Genomic DNA, 18,839 nt, shown 5'->3' on the forward strand with positions numbered 1-18,839 from the left:
TCAAAACAGTAATTTCCAACCGTTAAAGAAAAGGTCTTTTCCGGGCTGGCCAGACCAATTATGCTGCTCTTCTGTAGCAGCCTCGACGACCTCGAGCTTACGCCCATCTTTTTGCACAACAATGGCCGAAATACCTTTTTCAGCCAACGACCGGCAAATATTTTTAGTGGTTTCAGTTACGTTACCTGCTACTAGTCCTACTGTGGTTTCGTTGGTTTTCATGGCCTTCTAGTTTATTGTATGTGCAAACAACTTTTTAAATAAATTTTTTAAATGGGTTCCTCCAGCGCTTTTGTCGCTTTAACGATCTGTTTCGTCAATTGGCAAACATCGGTTTCGCCAATTACCTGCGAATAACGAGCCCCTACCCGATCCCATGCCTCAGAAATCTCAGGCTGAATGGCTTCTCCTTCCAGAGTTGGGTAGATTAATGTTCGTTTTCCTTCTGATTCCCGCCGAACAAACCGTTTCTGCTCCAATTTTTCCACCAATCGAGTAATCGTTGATGGAGTCAGACAGAGCGTTTCGCTCAATTCTGATGGGGTAATACCCGGTTGAGCTACCACTTCACATAACATGTATGCATGCGAGTAGCACATCCCAAAGCGACCAAATTCTTCATCACCAATAGCTGTAATGGCTCGAGCCAATGCATTCGCCGAAAACAGTAGACAGGCACTATAACGGGAGGCCAGTTTATTTTCTTCAGCTACGGTAACTTCCTGGTTGTTCATAATTCATTCCCCAATTGTTGAGACAAAGGTAAACAGTGATATTTGTATGTGCAAACAATATTTAAAAAAAGTAATAGGAGTTAGTAGCGAGAATGGCTGACGCAAATAAATTAGTACTGCGTCAGCCATTCTCGCTACTAACTCCTCACTCCTATTTTCGAGGAAGATGCACTTCAGTCATCATACACCGGGCCGATCCTCCTCCATTTGCTTCAATTACCGACAGATTGAAATGAACGAGCGTGGCATAATCATCTAGCTGATCGATTTGCTTGGGCGTCAGCGACTCAAACGCGCGAGTCGACATAACCAGGAGTTTCTGACCTTTGCTGTTCGTAATCATAAGCATATTGCCCGCAAAAGCGGCCATTTGCTCTAACGAAATCTCAATCACACGTTTGTTCAGTCCTTCCAGTTCCTGGCGAACCATAAGGCGTTCGTCGGGGTCGCTGATGGCTGCAAGGCAGACAATAGCACACGACTCGGCGATACACATCAGCACGTTTGTGTGGTAAACTGCCTGGCCATTGGCATCTGCCGAATGAAATACAACCGTACGATAGCCCGTCTGGCGGCTAAATTCGGCCACCACATCTGGATGCGTTCGGGGCGAAAGACTGGCAAAGGCAACCCGGTTCATCCGATCAAGCACCAGACTTCCGGTCCCTTCCAGAAACTTACCCTCCTGCTCGAAGTGAGTTAAGTCAATGATATTATCAACGTGAAACCGCTGGCTGAGATCATCAATAATATCCTGACGACGCTCAAGCCGACGGTTTTCAGCCTGCATTGGATACAACACCACCCGACCGCTCGCATGGAAGGAAACCCAGTTGTTTGGGAAAATAGAGTCAGGGGTATAAGGCTCAACCGTGTCTTCATAGACCATTACATCGACACCCAGGGCCTGCAATTGCCGAGTCATCTCATCAAATTCTTGCTGGGCGTCTTCCTGCGCTGTACCCTTCGTTTGCGCAGCCAGTTGACTATCCTGAAAGGCGTTGGACTCTGCCGTCTGTTCGTTAAATCCAAAACGAACAGGGCGAATCATTAAGATATGGGAAGTAGCCTGAGATTGCATAATAATCTGTGAGTCAGTTAGCTGGAAAATCGGTTAGTGCATGATGCCGAATCCGTCAGCAAATTAGCACCGATACATCAATTGTTCAACGATTCATGCAAAGAGTCCTATATTGTTCACGTAACATTTACACTAGACGAACCTATATATCTGCTCTAAGCAGCGGTAAACTCATGCAATGCGAGCCTCCCCGCGCCCGGCTTAACTCGGCCGACGGAAGCATAATGAATGTATTTTCAATGGTTTCGGGCGATGACTGTCCTTTTTCAAAACGGGTCAGCAACTTGGCCACGCCAATCACCTCAAATCCGGCCGCCCGGAACGCATCGGCCGTTTTCTCGTTTCGATCATACCCCACCACTACGCCATCTTTGAGAGCCAGCAGATTACAGGAATCGGTCCATTGCTCGCGAGCGCCAAACGGAAACTCATTATTTCCCGAATAAATGAATTGTACAGGTTCAGTGGCACCAAGATCGTTTTTGCTAATATCAGTCAGCAAATCTTCCAGGTTTTCGATTTCGATCGGTTTGTGCTCTATGCCCTTAATAAACTGGAGAATTTTTAAATCCTCTGAAACGTCTTTAGGGGCAAAAAAGTGAATAACATCCCGTTTCCTGGCTTCATCGCCAGTACGCGCCAACGCGCCAAGCAACACCCATACATTACGCTTTACCTGAGTGAATACGGTATCGATGTGCATGTAATCCCGCTTCTTGGGAATTTTAATGATCGTTACTTTATCAACCAGATTCTTGTTGAAAACCAAGCGCATGACCTGCTGAGCCGCATACAGCGTAGTACGCTCGCTGACGCCAATTATCAAATGCCGTTTGGCAATCATCATGACATCGCCCCCTTCTAAAGTAGAGCGGGTTACGTCACGATTTACGTCAATATCTGGTAGCAGAAAGGCATGTTCGTTATCAGGAATCTCAATGATTTTATCTTGATAACCAGCAAAAAGCGGGTGATGAAAGAATATGTATTGTGCTAAGAGAGCCTCACGGGTGCGGGCTAGCTTAGCTGGTTTGTTGAGCAGGATATGATCGTTAATGACAATGCCAATGTCGCGCGTAAAAATAAAATTTGGTAAGGGCGCAAAGAGCATTGTCAGATCGGGCAACGAGCCTGAAATCATAATTTTCGCCAGTTCGGCAGGCTCATACTGAGCCAATTGCTGCTGGGTATAAAATGAAGTTCGTTCAATTCCACAAATGGCTGCAATCAGGCGAATACGAATGGTTTCATCAGCCAGAATATCGGCCAGTAGCAACTGAATATCAATGACCTTGTCGGATTTAAAATAATCAGCGTGGTCAGGCTTAAAGAATGAGCGATCCGAATCAGGGCCAATGGTAGCTATTTTACCCCGCACTTTCTCTGGGTCCAGAAAATAAAGCAGAATCTTGACATAATAATCATACTCATCCCGACGCATCATGTCCAGATGTACAATGTCTTCGAACAGCCAATCCTGCGCTTTTGAAGGCACAACCTTACCCAAGCCTCGATCTGGGCTATGAATCAACAAGCGCTTAAGTGTACCTATTTCAGAAGAAACATTAATATAATGTATAGCTGAATTGGTAACGGCGGTCGTTGGTGCTTGTTCTGAACCAGTCGATTTCTGTTCGCTTCTCATAGGTAAATCCGAAAATAAGCTCGGGAAGTGCAAGGTAAAGGATTGAGCGTGGAAAAAAAATGAAACCAGTTTATCCCTAGTTTATGAAATAAATCAGCCTGGAAAAACAGCCATTTTTCAGAAATCATTACAGTAAACACACCCACAGGTTCGTTATTGGTATACAAATTGCGACAAAAATCGAAATTTAATTTTTACAATAAAGTTTATAATAAAATTACCCTTAATTTACAAAAACACGATTTAATATCACTATTATTATCTCCACTTGACTATCGGCATATTTTTTGACTATTGATACATGTTGTTGTATCTACAAATCAAACGTATATGCCTACTTGTACTGCCAAAAGTATTCATTGGCTGTTATTGCTATTTATAGGCTTGCTAACAAGTTCGTTACCAGGCTTAGGACAGACAATTACAGGAACAGTCTATAGAGACTTTAATAGTGACGGCGTTTACGCTAGCATACCAGCCTCGGGTACTTATTCCTACGGCGAACCCGGTGTAGGTGGAGTAACCGTTACCGCCTATAATGCTGCCGGGGCAGCTGTCGCTACTACCACCAGTAGTACGGTTGCTGCATCGTTGGGAACTTATACACTTACAGTGGGTAATACAAGCCCGTATCGGGTTGAGTTTGCCAACCTCCCAACGGGCTATTTCGATGGTCCACGTGGCACAGGAAGCGGGACTTCAGTTCAGTTTGTGGCAAGCTCACCCGCTAGCAATGTCAATTTAGGGATCAATTACCCAACCGATTACTGTCAGGCGGCTCCCAGCTTTTTTGTACCCTGTTATGTAAATGGAGATCCATCAGGTGGCGGAAGTTCAGGGACGCAAGGGGTACTCGTTACCCTACCCTATAGCAGCACAGGCGACTCTCCGGCGGAATTTGCCGTTGCAACTAATGCCCAGATAGGCACCGTATTTGGCGTTGCCTACCAGCGAACCTCCAAAGTACTATTTACGTCAGCCTTTGTTAAACGACACTCTGGTCTTGGAACGGGCGGTGCTGGTGCTATTTATATCACAAAGCCGGGCTCAGGTACAACCTATACCAGTGCTCTATTTACAACCCTGCCAACCGCCACAACGGCCGTTGCCCTCAGCGCGACAACAGGAGGAAGCACCGTTACTGTTTCTACCACCGTTGGCTCTAATGTAGCTAGAGGATTACCTGCTACAACAACGACACCAAACCATGATCCATCTGTGTTTGACCAGGTGGGGAAAGCAGGTTTGGGCGATATTGAAATTTCGGAGGATGGTACGCAGCTATATGCCGTTAATTTAGGTGATCGGCGCTTATACCAAATCCCGATTATTAATCCAACCAGCCTTAACCCATCGGCTGGTACACCAACGAGCTTTTCCTTACCCGCTGTTACACAGGCAACCGGGAGTGTGTTGCGTCCATTCGCGTTGAAAGTCTATAGAGGGCGCGTTTACGTAGGAGCTGTTACTACCAACGAAGCTGTGTCAACTACAGTAAACGCAGGAACAGGATCAACGGGTGGTTCAACGCCAATGATTACCCGAGACCCATCGACAATGGTCGCCTATGTTTTTGAGTTTAATCCGGTCAATTCCAGCTTTACAACCGTACTCTCATTTCCACTTAGCTATACCAAAGGAGCTTCAGACAATGACCAAACGGGCGTGAGTCGTGCAGATCGCTGGTATCCCTGGACGGATGTTCAGGCGGCTACCGGAGTGATTCCTAATCGCTACGCGCGAAATTCCGGCAGCTTTAGTTACCCGCAACCTATGCTAACCGGCATTGAGTTTGATGTAGATGGCTCAATGATTCTCAGCATCCGTGACCGTTTTGGTGATCAGTATGGGAATAACAACCTAGGTACCGATGTTTCAGATAATAGCTCGTTATTCAGAGCTATTTCACCAGGCGATATTTTACGGGCCGGGCAATGTACGCCAGGCGTGAATCAATGGACACTAGAGAATAATGCCCGGATTTGTTCGGGGCCAGCAACTCTCGGTGCCAATACAAACCAAGGACCTGGTGGCGGTGAATATTATTACAGTGATGGTGTTGCAATACCATCTATTGCAAACCCATATCACGCTGAAATGAGTGAAGGTGGCTTGGCGTTACTTCCAGGTCGCGATGAAGTTGCGTCTATTGTTCTTGACCCAACCAACAATGTTGATTCAGGGGGCATCCGGCGGTTCAAAAATTCGGATGGTTCGGGTAACCCTTCTACCAGTGTACAAATCTATTATAGTGGTGATGTAGCCACGTACGGAAAAGCAAATGGTCTGGGCGATGTTGAACTAAACTGCGATGAACCCCCAATTCAAATCGGGAACCGTGTATGGATCGATAGCAATAACAATGGGGTACAAGATCCGGGCGAAGCTCCTTTAGCGGGTATAAAAGTTACCTTAACCGGACCAGGCATAACGGGAAGTGTTAGTGTAACAACGAACGCGGCTGGTGAATACTATTTCTCAAGTGCTATTAGCAGCACCACAGCAACGGGTTTCGCCTATAATCTGACGGGTTTGACGGCTGGTAGTTCGTACTCTCTGACATTCCCAACAAGTGCTAGTGCAGGCGCGTTGACCTTAAGCGGCAAACCAGATTCTGCAACAGGCACTAATTCTGATAATATTGACACCGACCCCAATACGGCAGGCGTAGTCAGTTTCACGCTGGGACAAGCCGGTCAAAATAACTTCTCTTACGATGCGGGCTACGTTCTTCCTGCCAGCCTGGGCGACTACGTTTTTGTGGATGCCAATAAGAATGGGATTCAGGATACAGGCGACACCCCAATTCCGGGCGTGAAAGTAACATTGTACACGAATGGGGTAGCATCTGCCACGACTGTTACCAATGCGAGTGGGCTCTACAGCTTCACGGGTTTGACGCCTTCTACCAGCATAAGTTATGCTGTAGGTTTCGAGACACCAACTGGCTATACCGCAACAACGCCTTTATCGGGTACAGATAAATCTAAAGATTCCGACCCAATAAACGGTATTACGGCTCCTGTTAACCTGACCGCTGGTGAAAACAACACCACATTGGATGCAGGCTTCTACCTGATTCCTGCCGGACTGGGCGATTATGTGTTCCTGGATGCGAATAAAGACGGTATCCAGAATACGGGCGATACGCCCATTCAAGGAGTAACGGTAGTCCTTTATACCAACGGGGTAGCTTCGGCTGGTACGGTGACCAATGCCAGCGGACTCTATTCCTTCACGGGGCTGACTCCCGGTAGCAGCTTATCGTACTCAGTCGGGTTCACTGCACCAGCTAACTACTCCGCTACACTGGCTAATCAGGGAACTGACGATACCAAAGATTCGGATGCGGACCCCATCACTGGAATAACTCAGTCGGTAACGCTAGCTCCCGGTGAGTTTAACCCAACGCTAGATGCAGGCTATTATATCCCAACAGCAGGATTAGGCGATTATGTATTCTTAGATGCCAACAACGATGGCATTCAGAATACAGGCGATACACCAATCCAGGGCGTGACGGTTACACTCTATACTAACGGTGTTGCTTCAGCTACTACCGTGACCAATGCGAGTGGTTTCTACTCTTTCACCGGATTAACGCCAGGCAGCAGCTTATCCTACTCGGTCGGTTTCACGACGCCAAGTGGTTACACACCAACCCTGGCCAATGCGGGTACCGATGACACCCTTGACTCCGACGCTGACCCCATCACAGGTCTGACCCAGTCAGTAACCCTGGCGCCTAGTGAGTTTAACCCAACGCTCGATGCTGGTTTCGCCATACCATCGGCGGAGCTAGGCGATTATGTCTTCTTAGATGTCAACAAGGACGGCATCCAGGATGCAGACGACTCCCCAATTCAGGGCGTAACAGTAACACTCTATATTAACGGAGTAGCCTCGGCAACGACCGTGACCAATGTTGACGGACTCTATTCGTTCACGGGCCTAACCCCAGGTAACAGTTTCTCCTATTCGGTAGGCTTCACGACTCCGGCTGGCTACACGGCTACGTTGGCTAACGCTGGAACCGATGATGAACTGGATTCAGATGCAGACCCCATCACCGGAAGAACTCAGTCAGTAACACTGGCTCCCGGCGAGTTTAACCCAACCCTGGACGCGGGTTTCATTCTCCCACAAACCACCCTCGAACTCGATAAATTCGTCGACAAGTCCAAGGCCAAACTCGGTGATATCCTCACCTATGCCCTCGTCATCTCCAACACCGGCAGCACAACCGCAACCAATGTGGTCGTCACCGATTCAGCATCCACCGGATTGACCTACAGCCCAACCTCGGTCTCCGCACCGACCGGCACCACCTTCGCCCTGGGAACACCCAACAGCACCTGGACCATTCCAAGCATCAGCCCAGGACAGAGCCTGTCGTTAATCCTGCAGGCCAGAGTCGACAGTGCCGGCATCCTCTACAACAAAGCCTATATCCCAGGAGACACCGCTACCGTTTGTAGCTCTATCCCCTTTGTGATGTGTGCTGGCGATTCCTATACCTTCGCCCTAACGGCGCCACCAGGACGCTCCTCCTACAAATGGTACAAGGATAATGTGGAGATTGTGGGTCAAACCACCAATGTGCTCGAAGTAACCGCCCCCGGTACCTATAGTCTGGCCGTTGACAATGTAAGCGGGAAATGTCCTGACTTCAGTTGTTGTCCCTTCATTGTCGAAGAGGACTCCCTGCCTACCTTCCAGGCACTGGCCACGCCCGTCACCTGTGTGGCCAACACCCCACAGGCCAATGGTCAGATCATCCTGTCAGGTTTCAAGGCTACTTACACCTATCAATACTCGCTGGGTAGCAGCTTCAATCAGGCAGCCTCCTTGTCGGGTGTGGCCAAAGCGATTCCAGGGGGTGGGGTGATTGTGAGCAATCTGGTGAACCCTGTGGTGGCCCAGGCTTACACGGTTCGGGTCTACAACGCATCGGGCTGTTATACTGATGTAACGGTGATGTTGGTGCCGACGGTTTGTGGTTGTCCGGCTGATGTGTGTGTGCCGTATGTGATCACTCAATCCAAGAGAGCCAAACGAATTGGGGATCCTAGATAAATTTCAATCCTTACATAATAAAGACTCCTCAGGTACTACCTGAGGAGTCTTTATTATGTAAGGATAAAGAAGAAGCCCAATGTACTAAATCAAGAAACAATTAAATACGAAATATCATATTTACATCTTTAAAGATACAAAATAGTACACTAACCAATCAATCTATTGGCATATCTTTTGATATTCCTCCCACAAGTAACTATAATTAGTTTATAAGAAACTACAAGCAGACTAAACCTGTACATATCCAATAATAGATACTATTATATTAATGATACATTAATTCGGCATTTCCTTTGACTGTTTACATAGCGAAATTCTATTTATGATATCCGATAGATTGTTTGACTATGTTAACATCTACAAAGAAGTATTTACAAGTCCTCTTCCTTATACCTTTCGTAACAGTCTTAGGAACAATAACGAGCTTTGGACAGACAATTACGGGTACTGTTTTCCGGGACTTCAATAGTGATGGTGTTTACACGAGCATGCCTGCCTCCGGAAGCTACTCTTATGGCGAACCTGGTGTTGGAGGAATAACCGTTACAGCGTATAATGCTGCAGGAACGGCAGTTGCCACCACAACAAGTAGCACAGTGGCAACCTCGTTGGGTACATATACGCTGACGGTGGGCAACACCAATGCCTATCGTGTGGAATTCAGCACACCCACGGCCTTAAACTATTTTAATTATGGTTTTCATACAGCCAGTGGTTCAGGCACATCCGTTCAGTTTGTCAATGGTGGTGCTACGAGCATTAATTTTGGCGTAAGCACGCCTACCGACTATTGCCAGGCAGCACCTCCGTTAGCTGTCCCTTGTTATGTGAGCGGTGATCCTCAATCAACTACAGCAAATAATGCTCTCAAAACCTCAGATGTTTTAGTCAATGTACCCTATAATTCGTCAGGGACATCAGCGGCTATTACCCACTTAGCCACTGCTGTTGAATTAGGTAGCGTGTTTGGGGCCGCTTACCAGCGAGAAACTAAAAAACTATTTACAGCCGCTTTTCTGAAACGACACGTAGGGCTCGGATCTGGTGGTTTGGGCGGTATCTATGTTACGAGCAACATCACATCGAGCACAGCTACAAATGCGCTCTATGTCGATTTAGAAAACGCCCCCTTTAGTCTTGATCTGGGCCAATCGACAATAGCAGGACGTGTACTACCCGGTAACGCTACTACGTCGAGTACTGACCCATTAGCCTTTGATGCGGTTGGTAAAATTGGTTTGGGTGGTCTGGCTATGTCTTCTGATGGAAAAACCTTATATGCCATTGATCTTAAAAATCGACAACTGCTAGCGCTGGCTATTGGCAATCCTGCCAAATCGAGTTTTGTGGCATCTGATCTGACGAAAATTGCCATTCCCGATCCAGGTTGTGCCAATGGTGTTGGCCGACCATTTGCTGTGGCAATCAATAACGGCAAAGTCTATGTAGGGGTTGTATGTACGGGGGAAAACTCGGCAACAAATGTTACTGCTGGTACCGACTTGTCGGCCTATGTGTATGCTATGCCAGAAGGCGCAACGTCGATACCAACGACGGAAATATTCACCTTCCGCCTAAACTACAACAAAGGACGAATCCACAGGGGTGACGCAGCGTTAGGATCAGCCTGGGAGCCCTGGGCATCTACATTCAGCCAAATACATCAGGGTAGTTCATCTACAGTAGGGGTACGGGCAGCCCGGGCTCAACCTATGTTATCAGACATTAGCTTTACCGATAACGGGGATATGCTGCTCGCCTTTATGGACCGTGGTGGCCACCAATTGGGTTACAAACAACGTAGTACTACTGATGTAAGCGCTTCCCCTACTTTATTAAATGGGTACATCGGTGGCGATCTGTTACGGGCCCATTACAACGGTACAGCCTGGGTATTAGAAAACAACGCTACTGTCGGCTCATTAACTAGTGCAGGCGCTGGCAACGGTCAGGGACCAAGTACACCAACTTCCACGGGCTACACGAGTAGTACTACAACCTCGGGCGAATTTTACTACACAGAAAACTTCATCGGAATTCTTACCTCAGGTCAGCCTCCCGAAGAAATTCACCAGGAAACCGTAACGGGCAGTGCGCTATCTATTCCTGGGTTAAACCAGACAGTTACTACTGTCATGGACCCCCTTAACGTCTTTACAGGCGGATTCAGCTGGTTCAATAACACAACGGGTAGTGATGACAGACGTGCCCAAATCTTCAACTCTACTAACGATGGTATTACGTTTGGTAAAGCTAACGGCTTAGGGGTTATCAAAGCACTTTGTAACCCGGCTCCTATTCAAATTGGTAACCGAGTATGGATCGATAGCAATAACAACGGGATACAAGATCCGGGCGAAGCTCCTCTGGCTGGTGTAAAGGTCACCTTAACAGGGCCGGGTGTTACAGCTGGTATTAGTGTAACAACCAACTCGGCAGGTGAATATTATTTCTCGAATACAACGGGGACCGCTGCGACTGGTTTTGCATATAGCTTAACAGGTTTGACCAGTGGCAGTTCTTATTCGCTTAGCTTTCCAACTACCTTCAGTTCCGTGGTATTGAGTACCAAGCCAAACTCGGCAACGGGAGCTAACGCCGACAATATTGATACAGACCCTAATGCATCGGGTGTTATTGTCTTCACGCTTGGTCAGTCAGGCGAAAACAATTATTCGTATGATGCCGGTTATGTGATCCCACCAGCCGGATTAGGTGATTACGTGTTCCTCGATGCGAATAAAGATGGTATTCAGAACACAGGCGATACGCCAATTGCCGGGGTGACTGTAATTCTGTACACGAATGGAGTCGCTTCAGCTACGACGGTGACCGACGCCAGCGGGCTTTATTCCTTCACAGGTCTCACGCCTGGTAGCAGCTTATCGTACTCAGTAGGCTTCACGGCTCCGGCAGGCTACACGGCAACGACACCACTTAGCGGCACCGATAGAACTAAAGATTCCGATGCCGATCTTATTACGGGTAGAACGGCTTCAGTAACGTTGGCTCCGGGTGAGTATAACCCAAATCTCGATGCAGGTTATTATCCAATACCTGCCGGTTTAGGTGATTACGTATTCTTAGACGCCAACAAAGATGGCATTCAGAATACAGGTGACACCCCACTCCAGGGCGTGACGGTAATCTTGTACACGAACGGAGTGGCTTCAGCAACCACAGTGACCAATGCATCTGGGCTCTATTCGTTTACGGGTCTTACACCTGGTAGTAGCTTATCATACTCAGTGGGCTTCACTACCCCAACAGGGTATACCGCTACTACACCGCTGAGTGGTACCGATAGGACTAAAGATTCCGATGCCGATCTCATTACGGGTCGAACAGCCTCAGTAACGCTGGCTCCCGGTGAGTTTAACCCAACCCTGGATGCAGGCTATTACATTCCTTCGGCTGGATTAGGCGATTATGTCTTCTTAGATGCAAACAAAGATGGGATTCAGAACACGGGCGATACCCCAATTGCTGGAGTAACGGTAATTCTCTATACCAATGGGGTTGCCTCAGCTACTACGGTGACCAATGCCAGCGGACTCTATTCCTTCACGGGGCTGACTCCAGGCAACAGCTTGTCCTACTCAGTTGGGTTCACGACACCAGCAGGATACACAGCCACTACACCGTTGAGTGGGACAAACAAGGCCATTGACTCGGATGCGGACCCAACCACCGGAAGAACGGCTTCGGTAACGTTGGCTCCCGGTGAGTTTAACCCAACTATTGATGCGGGTTACTATATCCCAACAGCAGGGCTGGGCGATTATGTGTTCCTCGATGCCAATAAAGACGGTATCCAGAATACGGGCGATACGCCCATTCAAGGGGTGACCGCTATCCTTTATATCAACGGTGTTGCCTCGGCTACCACGGTCACCAATGCGAGTGGGTTCTATTCCTTTACTGGGCTAACTCCCGGTAGCAGTTTGTCCTACTCAGTAGGTTTCACTACCCCCACAGGCTATACCGCTACGCTAGCCAACCAGGGAACTGACGATACCAAAGATTCGGATGCGGACCCCATCACTGGAAGAACTCAGTCGGTAACGCTAGCTCCAGCTGAGTTTAACCCAACGCTGGACGCAGGCTATTACATTCCTTCGGCTGGATTAGGTGACTATGTATTCCTTGATGCGAATAAAGATGGTATTCAGAATACAGGCGATACACCAATCCAGGGCGTGACGGTAATACTCTACACCAACGGGGTGGCCTCGGCAACCACCGTTACTAACGCCAGCGGATTCTACTCCTTCACCGGATTAACCCCAGGCAGTAGCTTATCCTACTCAGTTGGATTTACCACACCAGCAGGATACACGGCTACGCTGGCTAATCAGGGGGCCGATGACACCAAAGATTCGGATGCGGATCCGATCACGGGAAGAACGGCTTCAGTAACGTTAGCTCCGGGTGAGTTTAACCCAACGTTGGATGCGGGTTACTATATCCCTTCGGCTGGCCTAGGTGACTATGTGTTCCTCGATGCCAATAAAGACGGTATTCAGAACACGGGCGATACCCCAATTGCCGGGGTGACGGTAATCCTATACACCAACGGGGTTGCTTCAGCCACTACCGTGACCAATGTTGACGGGCTCTATTCGTTCACGGGCCTAACCCCAGGTAACAGTTTCTCCTATTCGGTAGGCTTCACAGCTCCAGCAGGATACACCGCTACGCTAGCCAACCAGGGAACTGACGATACCAAAGATTCGGATGCGGACCCAATTACGGGAAGAACTCAGTCAGTAACACTGGCTCCAAACGAGTACAATCCAACGCTGGATGCGGGTTTCATTCTCCCACAAACCACCCTCGAACTCGATAAATTCGTCGACAAGTCCAAGGCCAAACTCGGTGATATCCTCACCTATGCCCTCGTCATCTCCAACACCGGCAGCACAACCGCAACCAATGTGGTCGTCACCGATTCAGCATCCACCGGATTGACCTACAGCCCAACCTCGGTCTCCGCACCGACCGGCACCACCTTCGCCCTGGGAACACCCAACAGCACCTGGACCATTCCAAGCATCAGCCCAGGACAGAGCCTGTCGTTAATCCTGCAGGCCAGAGTCGACAGTGCCGGAATCCTCTACAACAAGGCCTATATCCCAGGAGACACCGCTACCGTTTGTAGCTCTATCCCCTTTGTGATGTGTGCTGGCGACTCCTATACCTTCGCCCTAACGGCGCCACCAGGACGCTCCTCCTACAAATGGTACAAGGATAATGTGGAGATTGTGGGTCAAACTACCAATGTGCTCGAAGTAACCGCCCCCGGTACCTATAGCCTGGCCGTTGACAATGTAAGCGGAAAATGTCCTGACTTCAGCTGTTGTCCCTTCATTGTCGAAGAGGACTCCCTGCCTACCTTCCAGGCACTGGCCACGCCCGTCACCTGTGTGGCCAACACCCCACAGGCCAATGGCCAGATCATCCTATCGGGTTTCAAGGCTACTTACACCTATCAATACTCGCTGGGTAGCAGCTTCAATCAGGCAGCCTCCTTGTCGGGTGTGGCCAAAGCGATTCCAGGGGGTGGGGTGATTGTGAGCAGTCTGGTGAACCCTGTGGTGGCCCAGGCCTACACGGTTCGGGTCTACAACGCATCGGGCTGTTATACTGATGTAACGGTGATGTTGGTGCCGACGGTTTGTGGTTGCCCGGCCGATGTGTGTGTGCCGTATGTAATCACTCAATCCAAGAGAGCCAAACGAATTGGGGATCCTAGATAAACGGCTATAAACTCCTTAAAATGACAAGAGCCCGGCACATGCCGGGCTCTTGTCATTTTAAGGAGTTTATAGTCAGCACTCAACTTCTATACAGCAACAGCTAAAGCGCTTATTTACGACCAACTGCCCGCTAGAGCGGCCTTCTAAAACTATAATCAAAAAATCGTGTGACTATCACAACACTTTAGTCGTCAAAGAATTACAGACAAATAATTATACGTATAAACAAGCATACCCTTACCTATCCGTTCCTATATTTTCTCTAATACGTGATACGATTTTAGAACATATTAAGCTGATACAATTATCATTATAGTATTCATGAAGCCTATATTCTCACTCTTTTTCCTTACTAAATCAAGGCTATCTTTTAGAGAGAAATCATGGCGATATACAATTAGCTATAGATTACTATCAACATTACTGCCCTCCCTGATTTTATTGTTTTATAGCTCTGCCAGCTACGCCCAATTAAGCGACAATAGCTTACCAGCATTTACGATGAATAAGGTAATCACTGCAAATCAGCAAAATCTGACTGTAGAGGCAAACGTTGTTTCATTAGCTGCCAGCCTTTCCCTGGATAAGTTCGTTAATAAATCTACCGCCAAACTTGGTGATGTGCTGACTTATACCCTTGTGGTGAGCAATACAGGTACCGCCAACGCCACCAATGTAATTGTACGTGATTCAAGTAGCACGGGTTTGCGTTATGTAACAGGTTCGTCTACCGCACCAGTAGGAACTACCTTTACCCAAGGCAGCCCGATTAGCACCTGGACAGCGGCTGTTCTATCGGCAGGTCAGAGCTTAAGCATGACTTTTCAAGCCATTGTCGACAGTTCCGGCATACTATATACGAAGGCCACTATACCTACCGATACGGCTACAGCCTGCACTTCTATACCTGTCATCGTCTGCACAGGTGATAGGTACGCGTTCCAGCTGACGGCCGCTCCTGGTCGTTCATCGTACCAGTGGTTCAAAAATAATGTGGCTATTACTGGTCAGACGACGAATACGTTAACTGTAACTGCTCCTGGAACCTATAGCTTAGCAACGGATAATGTGTCGGGCAAATGTCCCGACTTTAGCTGTTGTCCCTTTGTAATTGAAGAAGACACCCTGCCGACTTTCCGAGTCACGGCTACGCCTTCCACTTGTGTAAGTAATCAAATTCAAACCAATGGCAAAATCACGCTAAGTCGATTTGCTTCTGGCTACACCTACCAATATTCATTAGGTACCGACTTCAACGAAACAGCTCCTTTGTCGGGTCCGGCGAAAGTAATTCCTGCCAATGGCGTAATTGTCAATAATCTGGTGAATCCCACGGTAACCCAAGCCTACAGCGTGCGTGTTTACAATGCAGCAGGCTGCTATACAGAAATGACTGTATTGCTACCCCCAACAATCTGCGGCTGTCCGCCAAACGTATGCGTACCGTTAGTCGTTAAGCAATCCAAACGGCCCAAACGTATCGGCGATCCTCGTTAGGTAATTGCTTCGTTCTAACAAACAAAGTCCACCAGGTAGCCTAGTGGACTTTGTTTGTTAGACACGTAAGTCATCCCGAATTGTAAGGGATTAGCTCATTCTACAATGGGTTGGTTTTACCAGTGCTTTTCTTCAATAGAATCTGTGGATTCTAGATTGGAAAAGTGAGCGTTATATTTTCGTCAATTCCAAAGTGACTGTGTAGGTCTCATCTTTGCCATCACCATCAAAGTCTTCTTGATCTTTCCCGGATAGCTTCAGGACGTTACCGCTAATAGCAGTATCGTAGGTCGTTACATCGGCGCCACTAGTTAAGGTCAGCTTAGTTCCATCCAGTTTCCAGGTCGAGTTATCTTCAACGGGGTTAATATCCGTTGAGGCTGAACATTTAGCTCCCGGTGTTCCGGTTACCTTTCCGCCCGAGTTAAATATAATGGTTGTGCCAGTCAAACAATCAACTAAATCGTTACCAGCACCATTAGGCAACGACTTGAAATAGGCCAGAAGGTCTGTACTTTTTTGGCCCGTTCCCAAAAAGTCGACGCCAGGATCGATTTTATAACCTGATATTTTCCAGCTTCCTTCAATGGACGATGTTGTCGGTGTTACGGTATCATCACCGCCTTTTTTACAACTACCGAACCACAGTGGCATGGCGACAACAAGTGCCCAGGCCATCAAACGACATGCATTGGCTTTTTTCATACTCATAAAAAAACGTTAAGATTTATTTACCGATTCGAAACTATTATCTCCTTCAACGCACCTTAAAAAGTGTTGAGCAAACGGTAAACAATGCTTAGCAAACGGTAACCTTGCGAAAAAGGCAAAAAAAAACGGACCCTGATGAGAGCCCGTTTTTCTTAATCATTAAGCGCTTACTGCTTCTTCAACTCCATTGTATAGGTGTACACAGTCGTACTTGGCGCAGGGTAGTTTAAGGTTCCCTGCCATTGCAATTTGAGAATACCTCCCGTATTTGACACAACTGTATAGTCTGTTTTTGTGCCGTCTCCTTTCGTAACTGTCAGCTTTTTATCGACCAGTGTCCATTTGCTCGACGCATCGACGCCAGTAAAGGTACTAACAGGCACTCCAATCGCTTCGCAGGTCGCTGGACTATCCGTCGTGGCATCTCCACCGGTTTTGAAGGTTAGTGTAATATCAGTCAGGCAGGTCGTATTATTGAAAAGCAGTTTCGAGGCTGCAATCAGATCACTATATAAACCCAATGCCTTCGGATCTATAGTCAGTGAATTAAGTTTATAACTTCCTTCTATGGTTGTCGTGGCAACAGTTGGGTTATCATCGTCTTTCTTGCAACTGTCGAATCCCAGGAACATTGTTAGCAGTAATGCCCAGATTAATAACTTAGATGTGTTGAGTTTTTGCATTGACTTTTGGCTATAAGAGGTGACTAATTGGGTTTAATGTCAAACATAGGTAACTAAATATAAAATTGTACGACTGCGATGCAAGCCTGTTGACTACCAGCAAATGAATTACACAACGAAGTAAAAGGAAAAACAGGTCAACTTTTCAGAAAAGCGCTATTTTTTCACGCACACCTTTATTTTTGAGTGTTTTCTTTCTGATTCTGACGTTTATCCCCTTCTGCAGGCAATACCGTTGACACAATTATAGAAATGGAAATTATAAAGTAAAGCAGCGAACTGCTTTTGGAGCCAACCAACGTTATAACTTTACGTCACTATTACTTTTACAACCTTATACGTTCGCTTCATGCTCATAACAACTACTCCCAATATTGAAGGCAAGCATATCACAAAATACGTAGGTCTGGTGAATGGAGAGGCTATTATTGGTGCCAATCTCGTAAAAGATTTCTTTACCTCGATTCGCGATGTAGTTGGAGGTCATTCAGGTGCTTACGTACAGGCACTTCGCGAAGCCAAAAGTATTGCGCTCAAGGAAATGATCGATCAGGCCACTCGCCTGGGTGCGAATGCGATTATTGGCATCGATTTAGATTACCAAACGATCGGCAGTAATGGCGCCATGCTCATGGTCAGTGCCAATGGTACAGCGGTCATTGTCGATTAAAGACAGCCGATTGTCGATCTAAAAAGTCAGGCTGTTAATCTGTTTCTGATTAACAAAATCGTACTGATATGTATTAAACGCCTGATCGTCCTGTTCTACAATCCGATACCCTCGGTAGGGCGTTCCCCAGCTACTCCCAAAATGGGCATCGAACAATAACGCAGACTTCAGATAGAAGATGCTCTGATCTTTTGTGTGGTCATGCCCATGAAAAACGGCCCGCACCGTTGAAAAATCGGTCAGGACCGACACAATACCCGTACACACATCGGTTGCCTGAATGTTGTGAATAAAGGGAATGTGCATGAATAAAAATATGGGAACTGTAGAACGAGCCGATTTTACAGCCTGCCGAAGCCATACGTCATCGCCACAAAGGGTATCGCCCGCTTCATTCGAGGTATCCAGAAGAATAAGCGTAGCATTATCCAGTTCAACAACGTGGTTGGTCGCATATCCCCAAAGTTGTTGCCAGGTATCCAAACTAACGCGATCGTGATTGCCGCGCGTTACATAATACGGAACTGGTAGGGTATCCAGATATGCTTTCGCTTTAGGGAGCAAGTCATTATTTCCCTCATGCACCAAGTCGCCATTGATGACAATAAATTGGAGCGGCTTTGTCTGGTGCTCTTTCTGAAGAGCCGCTAACAAGTCGGTGTAAAACTGATCCGAGGTTGTGGAAGGTTCGCCCAAATGCCCATCAGAGGCAACTGCAAAACGTAAGCCGGCAGCAGGAGTAACGGTATCTGTATGTTTACAACTGGCCAGCAAGGCCGCTGAAATAGTACCTAATGTTCCCTGTAAAAATAATCGACGACTAAAGTGAATCATGGATAAAGGCAATCACCTTATGTAGTGACTTCTGCAAACCAAAGAACGAATTTGTAAGTAGAGATAACATTAAGGCGTCGTTAATTCTACCTGGATACTGTAAAATGGATAATGCCTAATTCGGGCATACAGCTCAAATTAGGCAT

General features: G+C 47.3%; 11 protein-coding genes. 4 read left to right on the forward strand and 7 right to left on the reverse strand.

Annotated features, from left to right (window positions below):
• From ACYVGR_RS23480 to ACYVGR_RS23495, 4 genes are all read right to left on the reverse strand, one after another.
• Entirely contained in the window at positions 1–222 is a 222-nt protein-coding gene (locus ACYVGR_RS23480; protein ID WP_460961305.1) for a hypothetical protein, read from the reverse strand.
• Positions 223–269: 47 nt separating this feature from the next.
• On the reverse strand, positions 270–734 hold the full coding sequence (locus tag ACYVGR_RS23485; RefSeq protein ID WP_460961307.1) for a MarR family winged helix-turn-helix transcriptional regulator: 465 nt from the start codon (positions 732–734) through the stop codon (positions 270–272).
• Between the two features lie 151 nt (positions 735–885).
• A complete protein-coding gene (ctlX, locus tag ACYVGR_RS23490) occupies positions 886–1,815 on the reverse strand; it encodes a citrulline utilization hydrolase CtlX (RefSeq protein ID WP_460961309.1) in 930 nt (309 codons plus the stop codon).
• A gap of 142 nt (positions 1,816–1,957) precedes the next feature.
• Positions 1,958–3,460, reverse strand: a complete 1,503-nt coding sequence (locus tag ACYVGR_RS23495; RefSeq protein ID WP_460961311.1) for an arginine deiminase family protein — start codon at positions 3,458–3,460, stop codon at positions 1,958–1,960.
• A 330-nt stretch (positions 3,461–3,790) separates the two neighbouring features.
• Here ACYVGR_RS23495 and ACYVGR_RS23500 point away from each other — a divergent pair, with 330 nt between their 5' ends.
• The 3 genes from ACYVGR_RS23500 to ACYVGR_RS23510 all read left to right on the forward strand — a co-directional run bounded on the left by ACYVGR_RS23500 (position 3,791) and on the right by ACYVGR_RS23510 (position 15,795).
• Positions 3,791–8,536 (forward strand): SdrD B-like domain-containing protein, encoded by a 4,746-nt coding sequence (locus ACYVGR_RS23500; RefSeq protein WP_460961313.1) that lies wholly within the window; start codon positions 3,791–3,793, stop codon positions 8,534–8,536.
• A 350-nt stretch (positions 8,537–8,886) separates the two neighbouring features.
• Positions 8,887–14,298, forward strand: coding sequence for an SdrD B-like domain-containing protein (locus ACYVGR_RS23505; protein WP_460961315.1), 5,412 nt, complete (start codon positions 8,887–8,889; stop codon positions 14,296–14,298).
• A gap of 501 nt (positions 14,299–14,799) precedes the next feature.
• Positions 14,800–15,795: a DUF11 domain-containing protein gene (locus ACYVGR_RS23510; protein WP_460961317.1), complete on the forward strand. Its 996-nt coding sequence runs from the start codon at positions 14,800–14,802 to the stop codon at positions 15,793–15,795.
• Between the two features lie 171 nt (positions 15,796–15,966).
• Here ACYVGR_RS23510 and ACYVGR_RS23515 read toward each other — a convergent pair whose 3' ends face one another.
• Complete coding sequence (locus ACYVGR_RS23515; RefSeq protein WP_460961319.1) at positions 15,967–16,500, reverse strand: lipocalin-like domain-containing protein; 534 nt, start codon at positions 16,498–16,500, stop codon at positions 15,967–15,969.
• 173 nt (positions 16,501–16,673) lie between these two features.
• On the reverse strand, positions 16,674–17,189 hold the full coding sequence (locus tag ACYVGR_RS23520) for a lipocalin family protein (RefSeq protein ID WP_460961321.1): 516 nt from the start codon (positions 17,187–17,189) through the stop codon (positions 16,674–16,676).
• Between the two features lie 349 nt (positions 17,190–17,538).
• On the opposite strand from ACYVGR_RS23520, the gene ACYVGR_RS23525 reads away from it, so the two are divergent.
• Positions 17,539–17,859 carry a heavy metal-binding domain-containing protein gene (locus ACYVGR_RS23525; protein ID WP_460961323.1) on the forward strand — a complete coding sequence of 107 codons (321 nt, stop codon included), beginning with the start codon at positions 17,539–17,541 and terminating at the stop codon, positions 17,857–17,859.
• 18 nt (positions 17,860–17,877) lie between these two features.
• On the opposite strand, the gene ACYVGR_RS23530 is transcribed toward ACYVGR_RS23525, so the two are convergent.
• Positions 17,878–18,693, reverse strand: coding sequence for a metallophosphoesterase family protein (locus tag ACYVGR_RS23530; protein ID WP_460961325.1), 816 nt, complete (start codon positions 18,691–18,693; stop codon positions 17,878–17,880).
• Positions 18,694–18,839: the final 146 nt, after the last annotated feature.

This window comes from Spirosoma litoris (assembly GCF_054776755.1).